Source organism: Spirosoma terrae, from assembly GCF_010435915.1.
GTDB classification, from domain to species: Bacteria; Bacteroidota; Bacteroidia; order Cytophagales; family Spirosomataceae; genus Spirosoma; species Spirosoma terrae.
Window position 1 is genome coordinate 262646 of the sequence record NZ_JAAFZH010000007.1, and the last position, 18412, is coordinate 281057.

Sequence of the window (18412 nt, forward strand, 5' to 3'; positions counted from 1 at the left end):
AACCAGACCTCTCCACCGGTACGTCGTCGTAAGAAGGGCTAATTCGTTGCATGTGTGCATAAGCGAGATTCTTTTCATTTGATGCTCAAATGTCCGCTACAACATGCAAAAGCTACTAGTTGCCGATAAATACGAAGTTCGTGCCGACCGGGACGAAGTTAACCAGCACGTCTTCGCCAGGAATTAGGTAGATCGGGAGGTGGTGATTTGGTTCCGAAACTGAGCTGGCGTCTGGCCCGTTAACCGCTTGAAGGCCGTATGAAATGCCGAGGTCGAATTATAGCCGACCCGCTCGGCGATTTCGTCAATTTTCAGATTAGCGGTCGATGTATCGTTCAATAATCGTTGTGCCTCTGCAATTCGATACGTAGCCAGCCAGTCAAAGAACGTAACGCCAAGCCGGTCGTTCAGCAGTTGCGACAAATGATGCGGTGACGTATTAACTCGTTCGGCCAGTTTTGGCAACGATAAATCGCTCTCCAGGTAAGGCTTTTCGGCGTCAATCAGTCGATTCAATCGGGCTAACACAGCCTCTTCCAGTTCTTCGGACAGAGACGATTTTTCGTATTTCCTTTTTGGCTCTACAAGCGGTAGCGGTTCAGTCTCTATGGCTGAAGGCTCCGGCTCTGGCTGACTCCGAAAGAAATTCGAACCACGCATGACCAGATAGCTGGTTGTATAGATCGTGAGGGAGACATACGTAGCCAGCAAGAAATCGCCTACATCCCGGTAAAACTGGGGCTTAATGATCACGATTAATATAGGAACCAGGGCAAATAACCAGCTAAGCAAACGTAGTGAGCTCAGACCAGGATAGAGTACGTTCAATCGGTTTGCTCTGCGAATAGTGATCAAAGCCAGGACGGCGTAGATCAGGCAACTCAATAACGTCATCTCATTAATGAGGTGGCGCAGGCCCGTAAAGTCTTCTTCAATATATAGATCCGCATGAATAGGCTGCAAGTCAGGATGCTGCGAATCGATGTAGGAGTTATACTTAAATTCTATGGGCTGATAAAACCAGGTAATGGCATTCACCAACCAGATCGCGAAAGGAATCAGATGCAGATACCAGCGACGAGGCAGCCGCTGCCATATACGGCTGAATACGTAGAAAAAGAACAAAGGGCCCAGTACAAAATTGAAAGGCTCGGCAAAATCGCCTATCCACAATACCCGAAACGTGTAGTTCGTGTAGTTCAGAAAAATTTCACCAACGATTGCCGCCAACGCCAGATTAAACAAGCCCAGACAACGGTTTGCCACACTACGTACCCGTTCGCCGGTCAGGAAGAATATTCCCAGGAAGATACCCTGTGCTACGCCCAACAGGATAATCAAGGCAAACAGGTCGAGGTGAATTGGCAGAACCTTCATTGAGTCGATTTTACGTAATGCAAGGTAAAAAAAAGACCTAAAAGGTTAGAGAAACCTCTTAGGTCTACTTGAGCAAAAGCTCCGTTTTCTTAGTGAATAGTTATCTCAAACGGCAAGCGCATCTGAGTGCCCTCCATCGTTTTTAGTTTTTTCAGGTATTTCACATAGGGTGCCAGTTCTCCTAACTGAGCCTGAATTTTGCTTTCTTCGTCTCCACCAAATGAACTCATCAGTTGCTCGATGAAAGGTTTCTTACGGGGCTGATATTTAAGGCGATAGTCACCTTCCTTCAGCTTAGCCGACTGGGCCGCCAGTTTGATGGCATCATCCAGGCCACCGAGCTGATCGACCAGTCCGATCGCTTTCCCTTGTGAGCCGGTCCACACGCGTCCACCAGCAATCGCCCGGAGACTATCAACAGGCAGTTTACGACCAGCGGCTGCTTTGCTGGTAAAATCAGCGTAAATCCGTTCCGTAGCCCGTTGCAGGGTTTGCTTCTGGAAAGGCGTCATTTCGTGCGTTACAGCCGGAAAATCGGCATTTTCGTTGGATTTAACCCGATCATACGTAACGCCTAGTTTATCTTTGAAGAAGGTTTCGGTGTTAAACAGCAGGGAGAAAACCCCGATTGATCCTGTGATGGTGTTCGGCTGAGCCACAATTTTATCGCAACCCATCAGCATATAATACCCACCCGAGGCCGCATAGTCCGACATGGAGCCGATAACCGGTTTTACTTTACGGGCCAGCTGAACCTCCCGATACATCACATCCGATGCCAGCGCGCTTCCTCCACCTGAGTTCACTCGCAAGACAATGGCTTTTACTTTGTCGTCCAGACGAGCTTTCCGAATCTCATCAACAATGGTTTCCGAACCAATACTATTATCGTCGCCTTTACCCGTATGTATATCACCCGTCGCTACAATGACAGCGATTCGATTGCTGCCTGTTCCTCCGGCATTATCACTGGTTGATTCAGCATTTTCATATTTGCTGAGCGTTACGTAGTTGATTTTCTTCTTTTCCTCAACATTCAGCTTTTTACGAATCACCGCTTCCAGCTCGTCCTGATAGCCCACGTCCGTAATCAATTTGGTACGTAAGGCATCCGCTGGCTTCTGAATAGTCAACTGGTCGGCGTACCGTTTGAGCGAATCGACACGAAGACCCCGGCTCTGAGCGACCCGAACCAGCATGTGATCATTAATGGAGTTGATAAACGAGGTCACCTGACGTTTGTTCGGCTCACTCATGTTTTCGCGAATAAATGGTTCAATGGCACTTTTGAACTCACCCACCCGGAAGATTTCGGGCTTGATACCCAGTTTATCCAGCGTTCCTTTGAAGAAAGTCAGTTCGGCATCCAGGCCGTTCCATTCCAGATCACCAGCGGGATTGAGGTAAATTTTATCCGCTACCGAAGCTATGTAGTAGCCTTTCTCATTCATTGTTTCGGCATACGCATAAATGAATTTCTTAGACTGTTTGAAATCAATCAATGCATTACGTATCTCTTCAACCGAGGCCCAACCTGCGCCTGGACTCTCCGATTGCAGGTAGATCCCCTCTATATTTTCATCGTCTTTAGCATCTTTCAGTGCCTGCTTGAGCTCAACAAGGCCGATGGCATCACCCGATGACTGAATGGGGCCGATGCCGCTAAATGGATTCTCGGAGCTACGCTCCTCAATGGGTTTGTCCAGGTTAATTTTTAATACCGAATTTTCTTTCACTACCACTTTCTGGTCGGAGGAGCTTGATAGGGCCATGCCTACTCCTAACAACAGCAAAAAGCCAACGAAGGAAAATAGCAGTAAGCCAACAATAGTGGCTAAAACATACTTAAGAAACTGTCGCATGAATTATGAATGAGTTGTGTGTCATTACACATAATAAACAAATTTACACGCCATTGTTGCCATTTGTTGTTGGAAAATGTTGAGTGCGCAAATCAACGGATAAATGGTTAATTCGCTCAATAGAATAAATTGACGAGAGCTGAAGGCCATAAAAATAAGATTGGGTAATTAAGGAACATACTTTTTTTTCCTTAATTACCCAATCTTTCGAATACCCAATCCAATTATTAGGCAGGCATATTTTTGTAATCGTCCATCGACGCCTGAATCACTTCCAACGCTTCATCGCGGCCGTATACAGAAGCCAGCTCCATAACAGCCGGCTCGTCAGGCAATGTTTTGTAGGTCAGGAAGTAATGTTGCAGACGTTTTACGACGGCAATCGGTAACTCACTCAGATCATGATACTGCCCATACATCGAATCTCCTTTCAGAACGGCGATAATTTTATCATCCGCTTCTCCCTTGTCGATCAGCCGAAAACCGCCAATAGGAATAGCCTGTAATAAAATATCACCATGCGTAATTTCCCGCTCCGTTAGTACGCAAATGTCAAGCGGATCGCCATCACCCAGTTCAATAGTACGTCCCGACCGTTCGGACGCTAGCTGGGCAACTCCATCTCCGCAATAGGTTTGCGGAACAAACCCGTACAAAGCAGGAATAATATTCGAATATTGTTGTGGCCGATCAATTTTCAGATAACCCGACTCTTTATCGATTTCGTACTTAACAGTATCCGTTGGAACGATTTCGATGAATGCAGTAATAATCTCAGGCGCTTTATCGCCGGGTGAAATACCATGCCAGGGATGAGCTTTAGCGGGAGTTTTTGCCATAGTGTCAAATTGTGTCGGCTCTAAAAATGCTTGCATACGATTTAAAGAAAAAACTGGAATAATCAATGTTTGTCGGGTTACAGAAACAAACATTCCGGCCGCTTTTTGTCAATTTTCAGCCGATTGGCTTGACAAAAAGCGGCCGGAATGGCCGGAATGCCTACAAAAATACAAAGGAAAACCACATGGCGCCGTTTTCCTTTTAAACGGTTGCCCATACTGCGGTTTTCAGTTTAGGCCCATTTTACTGTCTACAACCCTATTTTGGCTAGACAGCTATCCGGTCAATAAACCCTACGCGCTCAGCAATCTGAGAATCAGCAGACTTGCCCAATGACTGTCGAACCAGCATTTCGCCCAGAAAGCCCGCTAGGAATAGCTGAACGCCGAGAATAATGGCAACCAATCCAAAATAAAACAGTGGATTATCGGTCGCATTTCGAAATTTCACTCCCTGCGATATATTGATCAGCTTTTCAACGATCAGCCAGATGGCCAATAACGATCCTACCAAAAACGATAACGTACCGAACGTACCAAAAAAGTGCATGGGCCGTTTGCTGAAGCGATGCACAAACGCAATAACCAGTACGTCCAGAAATCCATTCACAAAGCGTTCAAGCCCAAACTTGGTTGAGCCATATTTCCGGGCCCGATGCTGAACTACCTTCTCGCCTATTCGACTGAATCCGTTCCAGTTAGCAACAATGGGCAGGTTTCGGTGCATATCGCCATATAACGTTGGCGCAATAGATTTGACGACTTTCTGACGGTACGACTTTAGACCACAATTAAAATCGTGCAATTGTACGCCCGAAATCCAGCGCGAAACCGCATTAAACAGCTTCGTGGGCAGCGTTTTCGTAATCGGATCGTACCGTTTCTGTTTCCATCCCGAAACCAGATCGTATTTATCCTCAACAATCATTCGATAGAGCTCAGGGATTTCGTCAGGGCTATCCTGCAAATCAGCGTCCATCGTGATCACAACCTGACCACGAGCGGCCTGAAAACCAACCTGCAAAGCCGCTGTTTTACCATAATTACGATTAAACCGAACGCCACGAACATGTGCATTCACGCTCGATAATCGTTCTATAATCGACCATGACTCATCCGTGCTACCATCGTCGATAAAGAGTATTTCGTATGTATAATGATGCTCCGTCATCACCCGCACAATCCAGTCGTGCAGTTCAGGCAACGACTCCTCTTCATTGTACAGGGGAATCAGGATAGTTAGTTGAAGCAATTCAGTCATTTACGTAGAACCGTTAGTTCTTTCCTCATGAACATAACTTTGACCACAAAGTGCTCAAACAGCCAGGAAGTTCACAAAGGTATTCAGAATATCAGGTAAAAATCACGGAGGAGATCGCGAAAAGCGGTTGTATACGTTCGCCCATCCGTTTCGTAGATGTCTAACGTTTCTTCCGACAAACTATTTTTTTGATACGAGAAACCCGTTATAAAACGAAACACCGGCTTATTGGCGTGATGCTTTAGTGCCAACTGCTGAAAGGGATAGAGTGATGCTTTTTGTGCCATCTCGGTCAGTTTAAGCGTTTCATAGGGCGGCAGCAGAACCCACCACTGGCCGTCGGGCTGTAGTAAACGGGAAACAGCAGTGATCAGCTTTTCAACAGGCAGTTCATCCGTATGTAAGGCGCGGTTGACCGCTACGTCAGGCGACCGCAGGTGGTTGGTATAAAATGGCGGATTGGTCAAAATTCGGTCAAACAACGTACCGTTGCCTGAAAATTCCTGAATTCGTCCTTTCCAGAGCTGAACACGATCCGCAAACGGGCTCGCTGTTACGTTCCCGGTTGCCTGCTCAAACGCATTAGCGTCGATCTCTACGGCATCGATGCTGGCCTCGGCATTACGCTGAGCGGCCATCAGCGCCAATAGGCCAGTTCCCGTTCCGATATCCAGAATACGATCTCCCGCTACGTTGGCATACGCGCCCAGTACGCACGCATCGGTGCACACTTTCATGGCCGTACGGTCCTGGTGAATGGTAAACTGTTTGAACGAGAACACGGGACTAGTTTTATTTTATGTATGATGTAAGATATATGACCTATCTACGCTTACACCATACGTACTACATCATATATATCATCTCCCTTCACTTTCTTCCGAAATCAGCTGGATTTTCGCCCCAGACGGTTGTTTCCCACTTTAGAACGGGATTGGCATACACGTGACTTTTGAGCCAGTTTTCGGCCCGGTCGAGCAGGTCGAAGAGTTCGGCATTACGGGAGGTTTCTTCCAGCTTGGTGTTCGCCTTCTTCTTTTTGACCCAACCAATGGCGGTTACAGAATCCGAATAGACGGGTATGTTGCTTCCTTTCTGGTGCAGAAGTGCCAGCGCATGAACAATGGCCAGAAACTCACCGATGTTGTTGGTGCCATCGGGATAAGGACCTTTTAAAAATAGCTTCTGTTTGGTGGCCAAATATATTCCCTGATATTCCATATCGCCGGTAGCCGTGTTCCAGGCCGCATCAACGACCAGACTATCCTGAATGGGAGGCCCGATCAGTCCCGGAATTTTCTGACTGGCTGTTTTTTTCTCCTGGCCAATGTGCAGGTGTGGCTTGTCTTTGAAGGCTTTCAGGGCAGCGGCCTTCGTATCAAATGACTTGAACAATGGTTTTGCAAAACCATCGGTCTGTACTTTAGCTTCGTCCCAACTATCGTAAACACCGGGCTTTCGACCTTGCCAGACGACATAAAATTTTGGCTTTTTCTGAGCCATACATCACTTCCTTTTTCACAAAAGTACAAAGCCCCGCTAACTTTTGAGTAGTAGCGGGGCTTTGGAACAGGCAACTATTCGTTAAGGTATTAAAACTACTGTACGCTCGTTACCGTCAAGCTATTTCAGTATACTACCTTATACAGTTAAACGACCTGGAGCTATTTACTGCTTTTTCAGATCACTGAACTTGCCATATACAGACAGCGTGTATTTACCAACTCCGCTGGCAGCAGAACCGGGTTTGACTTCAATTTTGTAGACCCCTTTATTGACTGAGTTAATTAAATAACTATAGTTGCTTGCAACCACAGTATAGTCCACACGAGTTCCGCTCGGATTGATCAGAGTTACGCCCCCTACAATATCAGGAGATCGTAGGCTGATATCCATCGCCATATTATCTTCTGTCACATTCAGTGTATAGGTTATAACCCCGTTTTTCCCGATATAACTATCCGTTAGAATGGCAGAATTATACTCCCTTTGTTTCAGATTCTGTACCTTACCAATAACTTCCAGACTATATGTACCTATGTCGTCGCGCGCACCTGTACCAATATACAGACCATAGGTACCCTTGTTTAGGCTTTTTATTATATAGCGGGGCGTACCAACCGGCATCAGGCCAAATGTGTACGATTCCTCAGCTCCAGAAGGATTACGCAAATTCAGCCAAAAGCTTAGGTTTGCAGAGGAGACATTGATATCAACAGGCGTATTATCTTCTGTTACCTCAAAGGTATAGTAATGATTTCGGGGCGAAATCGGCAAGCGATTACCAATACCCCCACCCCCACCTTCTGAACCAAAACTAACATTGGCAGCCTGTGCGCGATTGGCTGGCTGCAACGTAAAGTCAGACGAAATGCCTAGCCCCGTAAGCCGAAAGGCTCCCACATCATACCGTTGACCAGTATAGACCATTACGCTGTATGTACCCGCTTTAGCGGTATTGTCTATGACTATTGAGCGACCAGTTCCTCTATTGGCAATACGAGTACCCTGAGGATCGTACAGCGCTAGACCTACGTTGATATCTGACGAAGTAAGTGTTAATGAAACTGGCTTGTTATCAGTGGCTACTTCAAATGAATAAAACTTGTTGCGGGACGTATAATCAGTACCTCCACTGGTACCATCGGCTGATGTCCAGCTTCCGGTTACACTACGGGTAGGTGGTGCACTAGCTGTAACTGTCACATCCTGAGACACAGAAGGCCAAATACCATCAGAAACAGTCAAACTCAGGACATACGTACCAGCAACATCGGCCGTCAACCCAGCCGTGGCTGACTGAGCATTGGACAAGGTAGCGTTACTACCCGTAGGCTTGGTCTTAATAGTCCACGCGTAAGTCAGCTTATCGCCATCGGGATCACTGGATTTGCTACCATCAATGGACGTTTCCTTTCCTGTTTCTACTGATAGAGAACTCGCCAAGCTAATGACTGGGGGCTTTCCGGGCAAGGATACATTGATCGTTATTTCAGCCGTTTCTTTCTTGCCGTTCTCATCTGTAACTGTCAGACTAATAATATACGTACCTGGCTTGTCGGGTGTCAGTTCTGGATTTAATGTGGTTGCATTGAGCAGAACAGCTTTACTATCAGTTGGGGCTGATTTAATCACCCAGGCATAGGTCAGCGTTCCCTGTCCACCTGTAGCTGAAGCACTTATTGTTGTTTTGTTGTTTACCGTTCCGCTCACGAGAGCGTTAGATACGGTAATTTCGGGTGCGGGGTCTGAGTTCTTTTTGTTACTACAGCCCAGAAAGGCAAGACTTGACAGGGCAAGCCAAAACAAAAGACATGTTCGCCCCAAAGCCCTCTGAAGAGAATGAATAGTCATATAAGTAATGGTGTTGATCAGTTTCGTACTAGCAGATAGAATTGACTACGTATCATAGGCTTGGATTAGCCCGGACATCCAGACTAATCCAACCAAGCTACTTTTTCAATAAAAAATAACCGACACCGATACCAAACGAATGGTTTTTAATAACTTCTCCTCCTGATGAATTAACATCGGCTAGCCCATAGTTATAGAATACATTCATAGTCAGGCCCGAGGAAAGATCACCCCATACCGAAAGACGTAGCCCAGCATCGGATGAGCTCGTTTCGTTCTTAATATCTGTTGTTCCAGCTTTTGCACTTAGAAGTCTTCCCCAATAAAATCCCCCACCTACTAAAATCCCTCCGTTGGCTATTGGTATTTTGTATAACAGATCAAAGGGGACTTCGAGATAATCAAGCTTTACGTTAGCATTGCCTTTCGTCGAAAATAAGGCTTGTGTACGTACTGTTAGTGCTCTGCCGATACGATTATCAACCATGAGTCCGCCCCGAAAACCGCCAAGTCCTTCAACATCTAGGACCTCTCCATCAACAGTAACCGCCGAGCTTTGGACACCGGCCAAAACGCCTAAACGCCACTTAAATGGCTCAGTGGATTGCGGATTCTGGTAAGCAGGAGCGGGAGACGATGTGGAGGTCTTCTGTACAGGCGAAGCCGCTACGGGGGCGGGTTGCGAAGCTACCGACTGAACAGGTTCAGGTTGGGGAGCGACTTGCTGGGATACGGTTTCAAACCGTTCTACCTCGCCATTACTACCGTACTTGATAGAGCTAAAATCGGCTTTCTGTACGCGAAAACTAGGCCCGTTAGGATTATTGAATCGTTTGTAAACAATCTCATTATCCGTGATTTCAGTGACCAGCACTTCCAGGGGTGTCCCATCTAGCCGGACTAATAAGTCTGGCTTTGGCGTAGCAGCAGCAGGTGACGCTTTTACTGCGGGCTTTTTAATTGGCTGGCGCGGCCGAGGTTGAGCATACGTAACGGTTTGGGCAATCAGCAACAAACCGACGAGAGAAATAAAGTATTTATAGTGGTGCATGACAATATGAGATAGCTAAAAAAGAGTTCTTCTAATTCAGTCAACATCAGAAATGGGCTCCTTTACCCCTGGACCAACTGCTTATTGCTTTTGAAATACCAGTGAATCATCATACTTAAACGTCATCGTACGAGATTGGCTAAAGGCCGTAAACCGGAGCGTTAGTTTATCTCCCGTTACACTTCCGCTCAGATTCTGTAAATAAAGTTCCGATACGCTGTTATCGGGGTGCTGATACGGTTGGCCAGTGGCTAGGTTTTTGTTGTCGGCCTGAAACCCTGACCCGCTCACAGTAGCCTTAATCGACGTTATCAGGAAATCACTTAGCAGTAATGTGTTTCCCGATTTACTGACAGTTACCCCGTTAGATGGGTTTAGTTGACCGTTGGGCAACACTTGGGTCCAGGAACCGACATATTGGTCAAGTGGGTCCGGTTCGGATTTCTTGCTACAGGATGATACTAACAGGGCGAACGTGCATAGCACCAGCAGGGTGCAGATTGAGTTAGTGTAACTTTTTTTCATAAAAGCGAATAGAAGAAAGATGTGTAAAAAAATGATCGACGTTTGCAAAATGCCAGCAGTAACCCCTAAAAGAAGAAAGACGTAGCACGACGCGTAACGTATTAAAAATGGTGTGGATAGTAGTAATTTATTGAACCGTCAGGCGGGGTTTGGCTCTCCAGATGCTGTAGTCTTTACCGACACTACAGGAGAAATAAAGCATCCCATCGGGACCCCAGGCCGGATCGGCCTCATCGGTTGTGCCTTGCGTAATCTGCTTGATATCCGTTCCGTCGGCACGCATTACGTATAAATGGTGTTTAGCCAACTTCGGATTTTCACGATTACTGACGAACGCTACGTATTTACCGTCGCGCGTGTAGGCCGCATCTTTGTTGTTGTAATCACCCGAGGTAAGTTGAGACTTCTGCCCGGATTGCAAATCGAGTGTAAAAATCTGAGCCCGACCATTTACCCGCAGATTGTAAACAATTTTCCCTTCGTTGTTTGGCAGGAAAATAGGCTTGTATCCCTCGGTAATTACCGTAAAATCACCACCGCGCGCACTCATGGAGCAAATCATTCGCCGACCGCCAATGAGCGTAGTAAAGATGATTTTGCTTCCATTCCGGTTAATAACTGGCTGCGCATCATCGTCGCCCATTTCGCCCTGCGATATGTAATTGATCCCTACTCCTTCAGAAGAAGTATAGGCGATGACCGATTTGGCAGGCAGTACGTAGGTAAACAGAATGTTTCCGTTCGGCATTAACGTAGCATCAGCGGCATTATCTTTCAGTGGGTTCGTGGTTGGATTTCCCAGCTGCTTCCGCACTATCTTGCTCTTTTTATTTGTCCGAACGGTTGGGTTGAACATATTTCCACCAAGGCTGATACTGGTTTCTACTACGTTGTAGTACATAAACCGACCGTCGGGGCTAATACGGGGATAAAATTCGTTGGATGGATCATTCGTTTCACGAGTCAGGCTTTCAGCATTGCCCGTGGCCGTAGGTGCCGTGATAACAACGGGTGTAGTTTTAGGTGAACAGCCGTCCAGAAAGGCCATGCCAGCAACAAGTAAACATGACGAAAAACGTACCATTTTCTGCATAAAAGTGAGTATTTGATTATTCTGTTTTTTTGAAAGAAGAGAAACGGCCAAACACGTTGAGCGTATAGGTACCGTACTGGCCTTTGGCCGAAGCCGACGTACGGGCAATGATCTTATATTTCCCTTTGACCAGGCTTGAGGGAACCACTTTAAACATCTTGTTCTGGGAAGACGACTGATTGCTATACGAAACGTATGACCCATTATTCGACTGCAGGTAGAGTTCGACGAACGTATCGGCCGAGGTGATTTCTACATCAAGCGGATTTGGCCCGTCGTCGGTAAGCTCCAGCGTGTATTCGTCATACGCGAGTTTCATCTGATCAACCTTGCTACTGGCCGACCACTGGCCGGTTACCACCATCGACTGCGATTCTACGCGAGTCAACTTGTCGACCTGCCCCGTTACACGCAAATCGTAGCTGCCCATACTACCTCTCTCAGCGGTAGTTACCATGAAGAGTTGGGGCCCCGTATTCGTGGTACTCTTTATTTCATAGGAGTATTTTCCTTTGCGAGTCGATGAAAACTGGGCGTTTGTGGGACCGTAAGGATTGTACGTATAGACCATCAGCTCCGTATCCGTCGACTGCACTTCAATATCGTAACTGGAAAATGGCTCGGTTACATCGACCGTATAAAAATGGTTTTTAAACGAGACGCTTTGCCCCCCGCCCCCCAATGAACCGAACGTATCGCTGGCCTGCAACGTGGTTGAAGGAAGCAACGTAGCACCCTGTTTTGTTCCTTTTAAAACCAGCGCAAACCGGCCCGTAGCCTGGCGGTCGGCCATAACGACTAGTCTATACGTTCCGGCATCGAGCGTATAGTCGTTGCTGATTTTTTGACTGATCGACGATTTTTCAATTGGCAAATTATAGTCATCGATCAGAACATACTGTAGGCTAATATCGGGTGAACTCAGCTGAATCGATACCGTTTGGTCGTTAGTAGCAACCTCGAACGTGTATTGAAAATTTTTATAGGATTCGTAATTATCAAAACCACCGGCCCCGCCTTTTTCCTTCGTCCATTCGCCAGCCGGATTCACCGATGGCGCAAAAGGATCAATGGATTTCTTACCACACCCCCAAAACAAAATCTGTAGTAGTAAAAAAAGTAGTACGTTTTTCATAACAGATTGATTAAGGATAAGAAGGTTTCTAAGAATAGTTTATTTGCCCCTATCAGCTTTCGTACGTAGAATAGGTAGCCGACTGATAAGTGCTTCACGATACTGCTTGCCAATCAAAATCTCGGTGTCCCACACAAAGAGCAAACCGCCCTGAATGGCACTAATGTGATTAAGGTTAATAATATGTTTGCGCGAAACCCGGCAAAAGATTTCGTCATCCAGCTGGGATTCCAGTTGACCGAGGTTTGTCGACAGTCGATAGGTTTTTTCCATCGTTACAATATCGACCCAACTCCCCTCGGCCTGGACGTACAGAATGTCGTGCTTAGCAATCTTCTGGTATCGTTGATTGGTGGTTACGACAAACACACTATTAAGCAAGAGAACAGGTGTGGACATAAGCGGAAGCCAGGCATGTATCTGTGGGTTAATGACTGACCGTAGCAGACGTAACCATCTTTTCAACTATTTTTTTTAAACTAGTTCCGGAATCGGATAGGGAAAGTCGGTAATGCCTACAGGCACAGAAAAGCAGTAATTCGTCAAGCATGATCAAGAGGTTTTAGCAACAAAAAAGCGGCATTTCTATTTTTTAATTCTCTGAATCAACCAATACCAGATTCCTTTTGATAAAGTGGCCTTTTGTACCAATGGGCTGATTCCTGACTGATGCAAGATTCGGCAAAAAATACGGGTCAGCCCATACGGGAAACCCGTATATCTAATCAATTCAGCTACGTGAATCACGTATGCGTGTGTACTTTTTTGTTAGCTTCGTGCCTCTTCTTTCAATCCGACCACAAAGCGATTCAATTATGTTACCGCCATTGACAAATGATGAGTTAGTCAACCGTGAGCTAACGTTCTTCAAGTCAACCCTGACAACTACTTTTCCTGCTCACGAACCTCCGGGTGTTCCATGCGTTTCTGCCGAAGAACAAGCGCTTGAATTAAGGCTTCTGACCGATACGTTACCCAAAGGCAATTTCTTCTTTGTAGTTGACTACCAAACTGGGCAGATTAGCCATACTCACGGGCTCAGGCAATGGCTAGGATGGGATGATGCGGGCTTTCAGCTGGCTCATTATTTCCATATTATTCTACCCAGCCATTTGCCGAGTTTAACCATTATGGCCGCCAATGCCCTACGTATTGTACAAGCCAGTAATATCCCGGTTGGGTTTATGTCCAACAAACTCGTTGTTCAGATTCCACTGCAACACGCTGATGGTACTTATTGGCTTTGTAAACGTACTGTAAGTCCCTGGCAATACGCCAGCAATCGACGGGTACTTTCCTTGATCAATGAATATACGCTCGTAAAACCCTACGAGGGCGAACCCCTTAGCCCACACGTCATTGCGGCCAATGGACTACGTTCCGAAGCGCTGGAAACCTTGCTACGTACCTATAATTTCGATAGCGTACAAACGGCGCAAACCCGCCCCTTCACCATCGCCGAATTACGGATTGCCCGCAAACTCGCCTATAATCCCGGCGTATCAGTACGTGAACTGGGCGAAGCATTTAAAAGCTCCGCCCGCACGGTTGAAACGCATTTACGTCATATTCGAATCAAGGCAGCAGAGCATTTTATGATTCCCTTCGCTACATCACATGAAGCAGCCCGGTATATACGGGGACAGGGCCTGGTGTAATCACTGACAATGGTTATTGTACAGAATGTTCATTCTGGTTTACCCGATACGTAGAAACTGACTTTACAGTCGACCGCAGCTGTTTAACGACATCTTTGAACAGGAACTGACTCAGCACCGATAACACCTCGTGCCGAAAGACATAATAAACTTCCAGTTCCATCATATGCACCTGACCATCGGGTCGGGTAATCGGCAACGTAGTAGTGTAGAGCGTATGGCGCATCAACTGTTTTTGTACCCGACGTATGGCGGGAATGAACGAACCACCCATAATCACTGATTTCCGCGACAACAACAGATCGAAAGCCATACGGGCATATAGCCATTGTCGTTGCGACCGCCTGATTTTGGGGCCAAAAACAATACCCGTAATTTCACTCAACTCACTTAAAACCAAACCTCTGTCCGCCAACGCCTGCTGCGCCTTCTCAGGGTCAAAACCAATGTAACGAAAGGCCGTTTGTCCTGTGTTGACGCAGAAACCGCCAACAACTTCATTTTGAGCATTCATCAACACGCGCACGCGCACCGCGTTGGCATAATCCGGCGGAATAGAAAACCCACTTTCCCGAGTGTATAAATGACGATATTGACGTAGTAGAGATAATTGGTCAGCTAAAAAATTACGAACGGTTTTTACATGCAACCATTTGGATTTCATAGAACTAGAGGATAAACAGGTAAAACGCACACTCAACATCGAGCAACTACATGCCCGACCACACGTTTTGGGAGAATTGCCCAGACCTCCCGAATCTGGGACAATAGCGCATCGTTCGTCCAACTTCTATGGGTTAATGACAGCATCAACTCAACGTAACCACATCCGGAGAAATAAATCTTCTTTTATATCTGTCTTATACGAATTCTTGTAGGCTTACTAGAGGATATACGTATCAAATTCCGGTACATCGAGAAAAAATTACAGGTAAAAAATCAAGCTTAAGAATCGAACGAACCTGCTATTTCTACCAACAAAACCCTATATCAAACCAACAAATAGAACATCACCTACACTTACTCAGTAGTTAGTGAAACTGATTTTTAATTGCTTGTATTAACAACATATGGTACTTTCAGGCAGCTAATTGCCTGCTACTATTCGAATGAGTTTACCGAACCCGTTTACGAACCAACAACAGCTTTACGAATCACTACGAGACGGTCAGGAAGCTGCTTTCGAATACTTATACCGGCTTCTTTACCAGCGTATTTCCAGTTACATATTTGCTTCGGGAGGGAATCGGGCCGATACAAAAAATGTCGTCCATGAAAGTATTATTACGTTCCTGTTCAATCTGCATCACGAGAAATACCAGTGGCGGGAAGAAGCCGAGCTAACGACCTATGTCATTAAAATTGCCCGCCATAAATGGAGTGAGATGGTACGAGCAAAAAAGCAGCCTATCTCGCTTGATTTAGCCACCCTATCCTCTGACGCTGAACCGGCTTCGTCCTCAGACGGCGATGAGCTGGATTTCGAAGACCGGCGGATACTGGTAGAGAAAAACATGATGCTATTGGGTGATAAATGCCGCCAGTGCATCGACCTGTTCTACTTCCAGAAAAAGACAATGCAGGAAATAGCAGCCAGGTTAGGCTGGGCAAACGAAGACGTAGCGAAAAAGGAGAAATATCGATGCCTGAAAAAGCTGCGACAACTTATTGGGCTTCGCCCCTGGAACGATTAATCGACCACTTCCATGACCTACGACAACTTCGACTTATTTGAAGCCTATACAAACCAAACCCTGTCGGATAAAGAACGGCAGGAGCTGGAAAACAGACTCCATTCTGATGTTCGTCTTCAGTCCGATTTTCGGGAGTACCAGCAATTTAGGCATAGCATCGAGGCCGTAAAGCTGAAGGAGCAGCTCGAACGCATACACAAGCGGCTGGAAAAAAGGGGAGAAATCGATACAACCGATCGACCACCTCAGCCATTGAAGTCTGCATTTGGCCGTAGACAAACCATTGTTTTGACAGTAATCGTAGTGCTACTACTGGTTGGCGGACTATACCGGTTCAGCCGTCCTTCTCGTGCAGAACAAACATATGTGGCTTATTATCAACCAGAACCAGTTTCCCGTGGAGCAGCTACGTGTTCGCCCAGTCTTATGCCCGGCATACAGGCTTACCGGTCCGGTCAATATAAACAAGCCCTTCAGGAGTTTAGCCAGCTTCCGGCTCAACAGCTCTGCGTTAGCTACTACGTCGGTTTAACACAATTAGCACTTAATCAGGAAAAGGAAGCGATTACTTCGCTTAAAGCCGCTTCTGCCGATACCCTAAACGAACCTGCTTTGGTACGTCAGAAAGCCGAGTGGTACTTAGCGCTGGCGTACCTGAAAGCAGGCCAGATAACCGAAGCAAAACAGCAACTAACGATTGTTGTTCAGCAACCTGATCAACCCTTTCGACAAGTCGCGACCAAGGCGCTAGCCACATTAGAAGATGACTAAGTCAGCCATATTGATAGTCGTTTTTTTTCTGCTTACAAGCTGTACGCTAAAACCAGGCAATGGCTCCACCATTGGCAATGACGTAATAACACCGCTTTGGGAAGAAAACAACTATAGTGCTGGCCAGATAGATGCTCCGCGATGTACAAACGTAGTAGCCTTATTGATTGGCATCGGTCAGTATGATCCCGCCAAAGGCTGGGAGCCCATCCAGGCTCAGAATGACGTAACAGCCATGACCGAAACGCTCCGCAAGCAAGGCGTTCCTGCGTCAAACATTCATCAGCTCATTGATCAGCAGGCTACCCGCATGGGTATCACGCAGGCATTACAGAAACTGGCCGATACGTTACGGAACGGAACCCATCTGATTATCCTATACGGAGGTCATGCCCGTCAGCTACAGGACGACAATAATGACGAAGCCGATGGCTACGACGAGGCCATTGTGCCGTTCGATGCACCCTCCGTTAATGAATCCAACCTCGACGGCTATCTCCGGGATGACGTACTGAATCAATACTTTACGAAAATCCGGGCAAAGCTTGGAGCTACCGGTATGCTCTGGCTTTTATTCGATTCCTGTCATTCTCAAACGCTAAATCGCAACCCAACCACCCGCCAGCGCGGTGGAGTTGTGCCATTAGGCTCGACGAAACGATTAACAAATCGGCCAGCAAAAAACCAGACGGCTACATCTGGCTGGCACGAAGCACCAGTCAGACAGGCTAATTTAGCTCCCTATGTCCTGTTTGCTGCCACCACCGATGGGGCACCTAGTTTTGAAACGACTACGGCACAAGGGCGATCGCTGGGGCCGTTAACCAGGGCCGTTGGTGAAGCCTGGCGTAACGTCAACCCGAAGGATACGTATCGAACGTTCTTTAATCGGGTAGCTGTTGCCATGACGCAGTTCGCTCCTTATCAGCAACCAACCCTGGAAGGCGATACCGACAGGCACTTTGGGAACTGCAACCCGCAGCCCGTAACGCCTTCACACTTCTACACTCGGGGAGAAGCACTACGTATCAGCTGGCCTCCTACCGATACGTATCTGACGAAAGCATTTGCCGTTCTTCCGTTTGTTCAACCTGCAGCCACTCGGCCAGACCTGCGAATTGAACATCGCGGACGGGGGTATGCGCTATTTCTGGCAATCAACAATCAATTATTAACAAAAAAACCGATTGCTGCTGACGAATGTATTGAGCATATCCGGCAGTATTTCGCCCGGAACGTGCTGATGAATCTGCACCAAACCAGTCCTGATTTTCAAATTCAGACAAGTATGAAACGGCTGGCGGTACGTAGCGAAAACGGGCAAACTGTAGTTACTGATACGTTGCCCAGCTCAGCTACATCAAGTGTACCAACCTTTCGTATTTCAGCCAACGAACGCATGGAACTCACCTTGACGAACACTGGCCCTAAACCGTTTTTCGTTACCATGATCGATTTGCTTTCCGATGGCCGAATGCACGTACTACTTCCCGAAATCGACCACGTAGAATCGGAATACCGGATAAAACCCGGCGAATCATTACGTCGGCGAATACGTCTGACAGCACCTACTGGTGCCGAAGTATATAAGCTACTACTAACGCCTACGCCCATCGATTTACGGTCGGTTCTGCAAATACGGGGCAGTAACCAGCCCAATCACCCCTACGAACGCATTTTCCAACGCATATACGCTACGCGCGGCCAATCCCAACTATCGTCTGCCAATCTCACTATCGACACAGGAGCTACGTCCGACGTAGCGTTTTGGGTAACACATAAATAAATCCTG

18 protein-coding genes are annotated in these 18412 nt (G+C 46.8%); 4 read left to right on the top strand and 14 right to left on the bottom strand.

Annotated elements, in window-relative coordinates:
• Positions 1-183 precede the first annotated feature (183 nt).
• From GK108_RS17420 to GK108_RS17480, 13 genes are all read right to left on the bottom strand, one after another.
• Entirely contained in the window at positions 184-1377 is a 1194-nt protein-coding gene (locus GK108_RS17420) for a helix-turn-helix domain-containing protein (protein WP_163951290.1), read from the bottom strand.
• Between the two features lie 89 nt (positions 1378-1466).
• On the bottom strand, positions 1467-3239 hold the full coding sequence (gene sppA / locus GK108_RS17425; RefSeq protein ID WP_163951293.1) for a signal peptide peptidase SppA: 1773 nt from the start codon (positions 3237-3239) through the stop codon (positions 1467-1469).
• Positions 3240-3466: 227 nt separating this feature from the next.
• Entirely contained in the window at positions 3467-4078 is a 612-nt protein-coding gene (locus GK108_RS17430; protein ID WP_163951296.1) for an inorganic pyrophosphatase, read from the bottom strand.
• Between the two features lie 77 nt (positions 4079-4155).
• Positions 4156-4296 (bottom strand): hypothetical protein, encoded by a 141-nt coding sequence (locus GK108_RS17435; RefSeq protein WP_163951299.1) that lies wholly within the window; start codon positions 4294-4296, stop codon positions 4156-4158.
• Positions 4297-4346: 50 nt separating this feature from the next.
• Complete coding sequence (locus tag GK108_RS17440) at positions 4347-5339, bottom strand: glycosyltransferase family 2 protein (protein ID WP_163951302.1); 993 nt, start codon at positions 5337-5339, stop codon at positions 4347-4349.
• Positions 5340-5422: 83 nt separating this feature from the next.
• The gene (locus GK108_RS17445; protein WP_163951435.1) at positions 5423-6076 is read right to left on the bottom strand and encodes a tRNA1(Val) (adenine(37)-N6)-methyltransferase; all 654 of its coding nucleotides are present in this window, start codon (positions 6074-6076) and stop codon (positions 5423-5425) included.
• 133 nt (positions 6077-6209) lie between these two features.
• Positions 6210-6842, bottom strand: coding sequence for a ribonuclease H1 domain-containing protein (locus GK108_RS17450; protein ID WP_163951305.1), 633 nt, complete (start codon positions 6840-6842; stop codon positions 6210-6212).
• A 165-nt stretch (positions 6843-7007) separates the two neighbouring features.
• Positions 7008-8693, bottom strand: coding sequence for a PKD domain-containing protein (locus tag GK108_RS17455; RefSeq protein WP_163951308.1), 1686 nt, complete (start codon positions 8691-8693; stop codon positions 7008-7010).
• A 97-nt stretch (positions 8694-8790) separates the two neighbouring features.
• Positions 8791-9744, bottom strand: coding sequence for an outer membrane beta-barrel protein (locus GK108_RS17460; RefSeq protein ID WP_163951312.1), 954 nt, complete (start codon positions 9742-9744; stop codon positions 8791-8793).
• Positions 9745-9825: 81 nt separating this feature from the next.
• Positions 9826-10269 (bottom strand): hypothetical protein, encoded by a 444-nt coding sequence (locus GK108_RS17465; protein ID WP_163951314.1) that lies wholly within the window; start codon positions 10267-10269, stop codon positions 9826-9828.
• A 127-nt stretch (positions 10270-10396) separates the two neighbouring features.
• Positions 10397-11362: a DPP IV N-terminal domain-containing protein gene (locus GK108_RS17470; protein ID WP_163951317.1), complete on the bottom strand. Its 966-nt coding sequence runs from the start codon at positions 11360-11362 to the stop codon at positions 10397-10399.
• 16 nt (positions 11363-11378) lie between these two features.
• Entirely contained in the window at positions 11379-12497 is a 1119-nt protein-coding gene (locus GK108_RS17475; RefSeq protein ID WP_163951320.1) for a hypothetical protein, read from the bottom strand.
• Positions 12498-12536: 39 nt separating this feature from the next.
• Positions 12537-12896 (bottom strand): LytR/AlgR family response regulator transcription factor, encoded by a 360-nt coding sequence (locus GK108_RS17480; RefSeq protein ID WP_163951323.1) that lies wholly within the window; start codon positions 12894-12896, stop codon positions 12537-12539.
• 416 nt (positions 12897-13312) lie between these two features.
• Between GK108_RS17480 and GK108_RS17485 the strand changes: the two genes are divergently transcribed.
• Positions 13313-14155, top strand: coding sequence for a helix-turn-helix transcriptional regulator (locus tag GK108_RS17485; protein WP_163951329.1), 843 nt, complete (start codon positions 13313-13315; stop codon positions 14153-14155).
• A gap of 13 nt (positions 14156-14168) precedes the next feature.
• Here GK108_RS17485 and GK108_RS17490 read toward each other — a convergent pair whose 3' ends face one another.
• A complete protein-coding gene (locus tag GK108_RS17490) occupies positions 14169-14819 on the bottom strand; it encodes a hypothetical protein (protein WP_163951332.1) in 651 nt (216 codons plus the stop codon).
• Positions 14820-15264: 445 nt separating this feature from the next.
• Here GK108_RS17490 and GK108_RS17495 point away from each other — a divergent pair, with 445 nt between their 5' ends.
• Genes GK108_RS17495 through GK108_RS17505 form a run of 3 tightly spaced genes read left to right on the top strand, consistent with a single transcriptional unit; the run spans position 15265 to position 18406 of the window.
• Positions 15265-15849, top strand: a complete 585-nt coding sequence (locus GK108_RS17495; RefSeq protein ID WP_163951335.1) for an RNA polymerase sigma factor — start codon at positions 15265-15267, stop codon at positions 15847-15849.
• 12 nt (positions 15850-15861) lie between these two features.
• Entirely contained in the window at positions 15862-16620 is a 759-nt protein-coding gene (locus GK108_RS17500) for a tetratricopeptide repeat protein (protein WP_163951338.1), read from the top strand.
• Positions 16613-18406 carry a caspase family protein gene (locus GK108_RS17505; RefSeq protein ID WP_163951341.1) on the top strand — a complete coding sequence of 598 codons (1794 nt, stop codon included), beginning with the start codon at positions 16613-16615 and terminating at the stop codon, positions 18404-18406. Before GK108_RS17500 ends, GK108_RS17505 begins: the two co-directional genes overlap by 8 nt.
• Positions 18407-18412 lie beyond the last annotated feature (6 nt).

What these genes read in the sequence shown, in the direction of transcription:
- GK108_RS17420 (WP_163951290.1), bottom strand. Translation starts at nt 1,377, where the DNA reads ATGAAGGTTCTGCCAATTCACCTCGACCTGTTTGCCTTGATTATCCTG.
- sppA (WP_163951293.1), bottom strand. Translation starts at nt 3,239, where the DNA reads ATGCGACAGTTTCTTAAGTATGTTTTAGCCACTATTGTTGGCTTACTG.
- GK108_RS17430 (WP_163951296.1), bottom strand. Translation starts at nt 4,078, where the DNA reads ATGGCAAAAACTCCCGCTAAAGCTCATCCCTGGCATGGTATTTCACCC.
- GK108_RS17435 (WP_163951299.1), bottom strand. Translation starts at nt 4,296, where the DNA reads ATGGGCAACCGTTTAAAAGGAAAACGGCGCCATGTGGTTTTCCTTTGT.
- GK108_RS17440 (WP_163951302.1), bottom strand. Translation starts at nt 5,339, where the DNA reads ATGACTGAATTGCTTCAACTAACTATCCTGATTCCCCTGTACAATGAA.
- GK108_RS17445 (WP_163951435.1), bottom strand. Translation starts at nt 6,076, where the DNA reads ATGAAAGTGTGCACCGATGCGTGCGTACTGGGCGCGTATGCCAACGTA.
- GK108_RS17450 (WP_163951305.1), bottom strand. Translation starts at nt 6,842, where the DNA reads ATGGCTCAGAAAAAGCCAAAATTTTATGTCGTCTGGCAAGGTCGAAAG.
- GK108_RS17455 (WP_163951308.1), bottom strand. Translation starts at nt 8,693, where the DNA reads ATGACTATTCATTCTCTTCAGAGGGCTTTGGGGCGAACATGTCTTTTG.
- GK108_RS17460 (WP_163951312.1), bottom strand. Translation starts at nt 9,744, where the DNA reads ATGCACCACTATAAATACTTTATTTCTCTCGTCGGTTTGTTGCTGATT.
- GK108_RS17465 (WP_163951314.1), bottom strand. Translation starts at nt 10,269, where the DNA reads ATGAAAAAAAGTTACACTAACTCAATCTGCACCCTGCTGGTGCTATGC.
- GK108_RS17470 (WP_163951317.1), bottom strand. Translation starts at nt 11,362, where the DNA reads ATGCAGAAAATGGTACGTTTTTCGTCATGTTTACTTGTTGCTGGCATG.
- GK108_RS17475 (WP_163951320.1), bottom strand. Translation starts at nt 12,497, where the DNA reads ATGAAAAACGTACTACTTTTTTTACTACTACAGATTTTGTTTTGGGGG.
- GK108_RS17480 (WP_163951323.1), bottom strand. Translation starts at nt 12,896, where the DNA reads ATGTCCACACCTGTTCTCTTGCTTAATAGTGTGTTTGTCGTAACCACC.
- GK108_RS17485 (WP_163951329.1), top strand. Translation starts at nt 13,313, where the DNA reads ATGTTACCGCCATTGACAAATGATGAGTTAGTCAACCGTGAGCTAACG.
- GK108_RS17490 (WP_163951332.1), bottom strand. Translation starts at nt 14,819, where the DNA reads ATGAAATCCAAATGGTTGCATGTAAAAACCGTTCGTAATTTTTTAGCT.
- GK108_RS17495 (WP_163951335.1), top strand. Translation starts at nt 15,265, where the DNA reads ATGAGTTTACCGAACCCGTTTACGAACCAACAACAGCTTTACGAATCA.
- GK108_RS17500 (WP_163951338.1), top strand. Translation starts at nt 15,862, where the DNA reads ATGACCTACGACAACTTCGACTTATTTGAAGCCTATACAAACCAAACC.
- GK108_RS17505 (WP_163951341.1), top strand. Translation starts at nt 16,613, where the DNA reads ATGACTAAGTCAGCCATATTGATAGTCGTTTTTTTTCTGCTTACAAGC.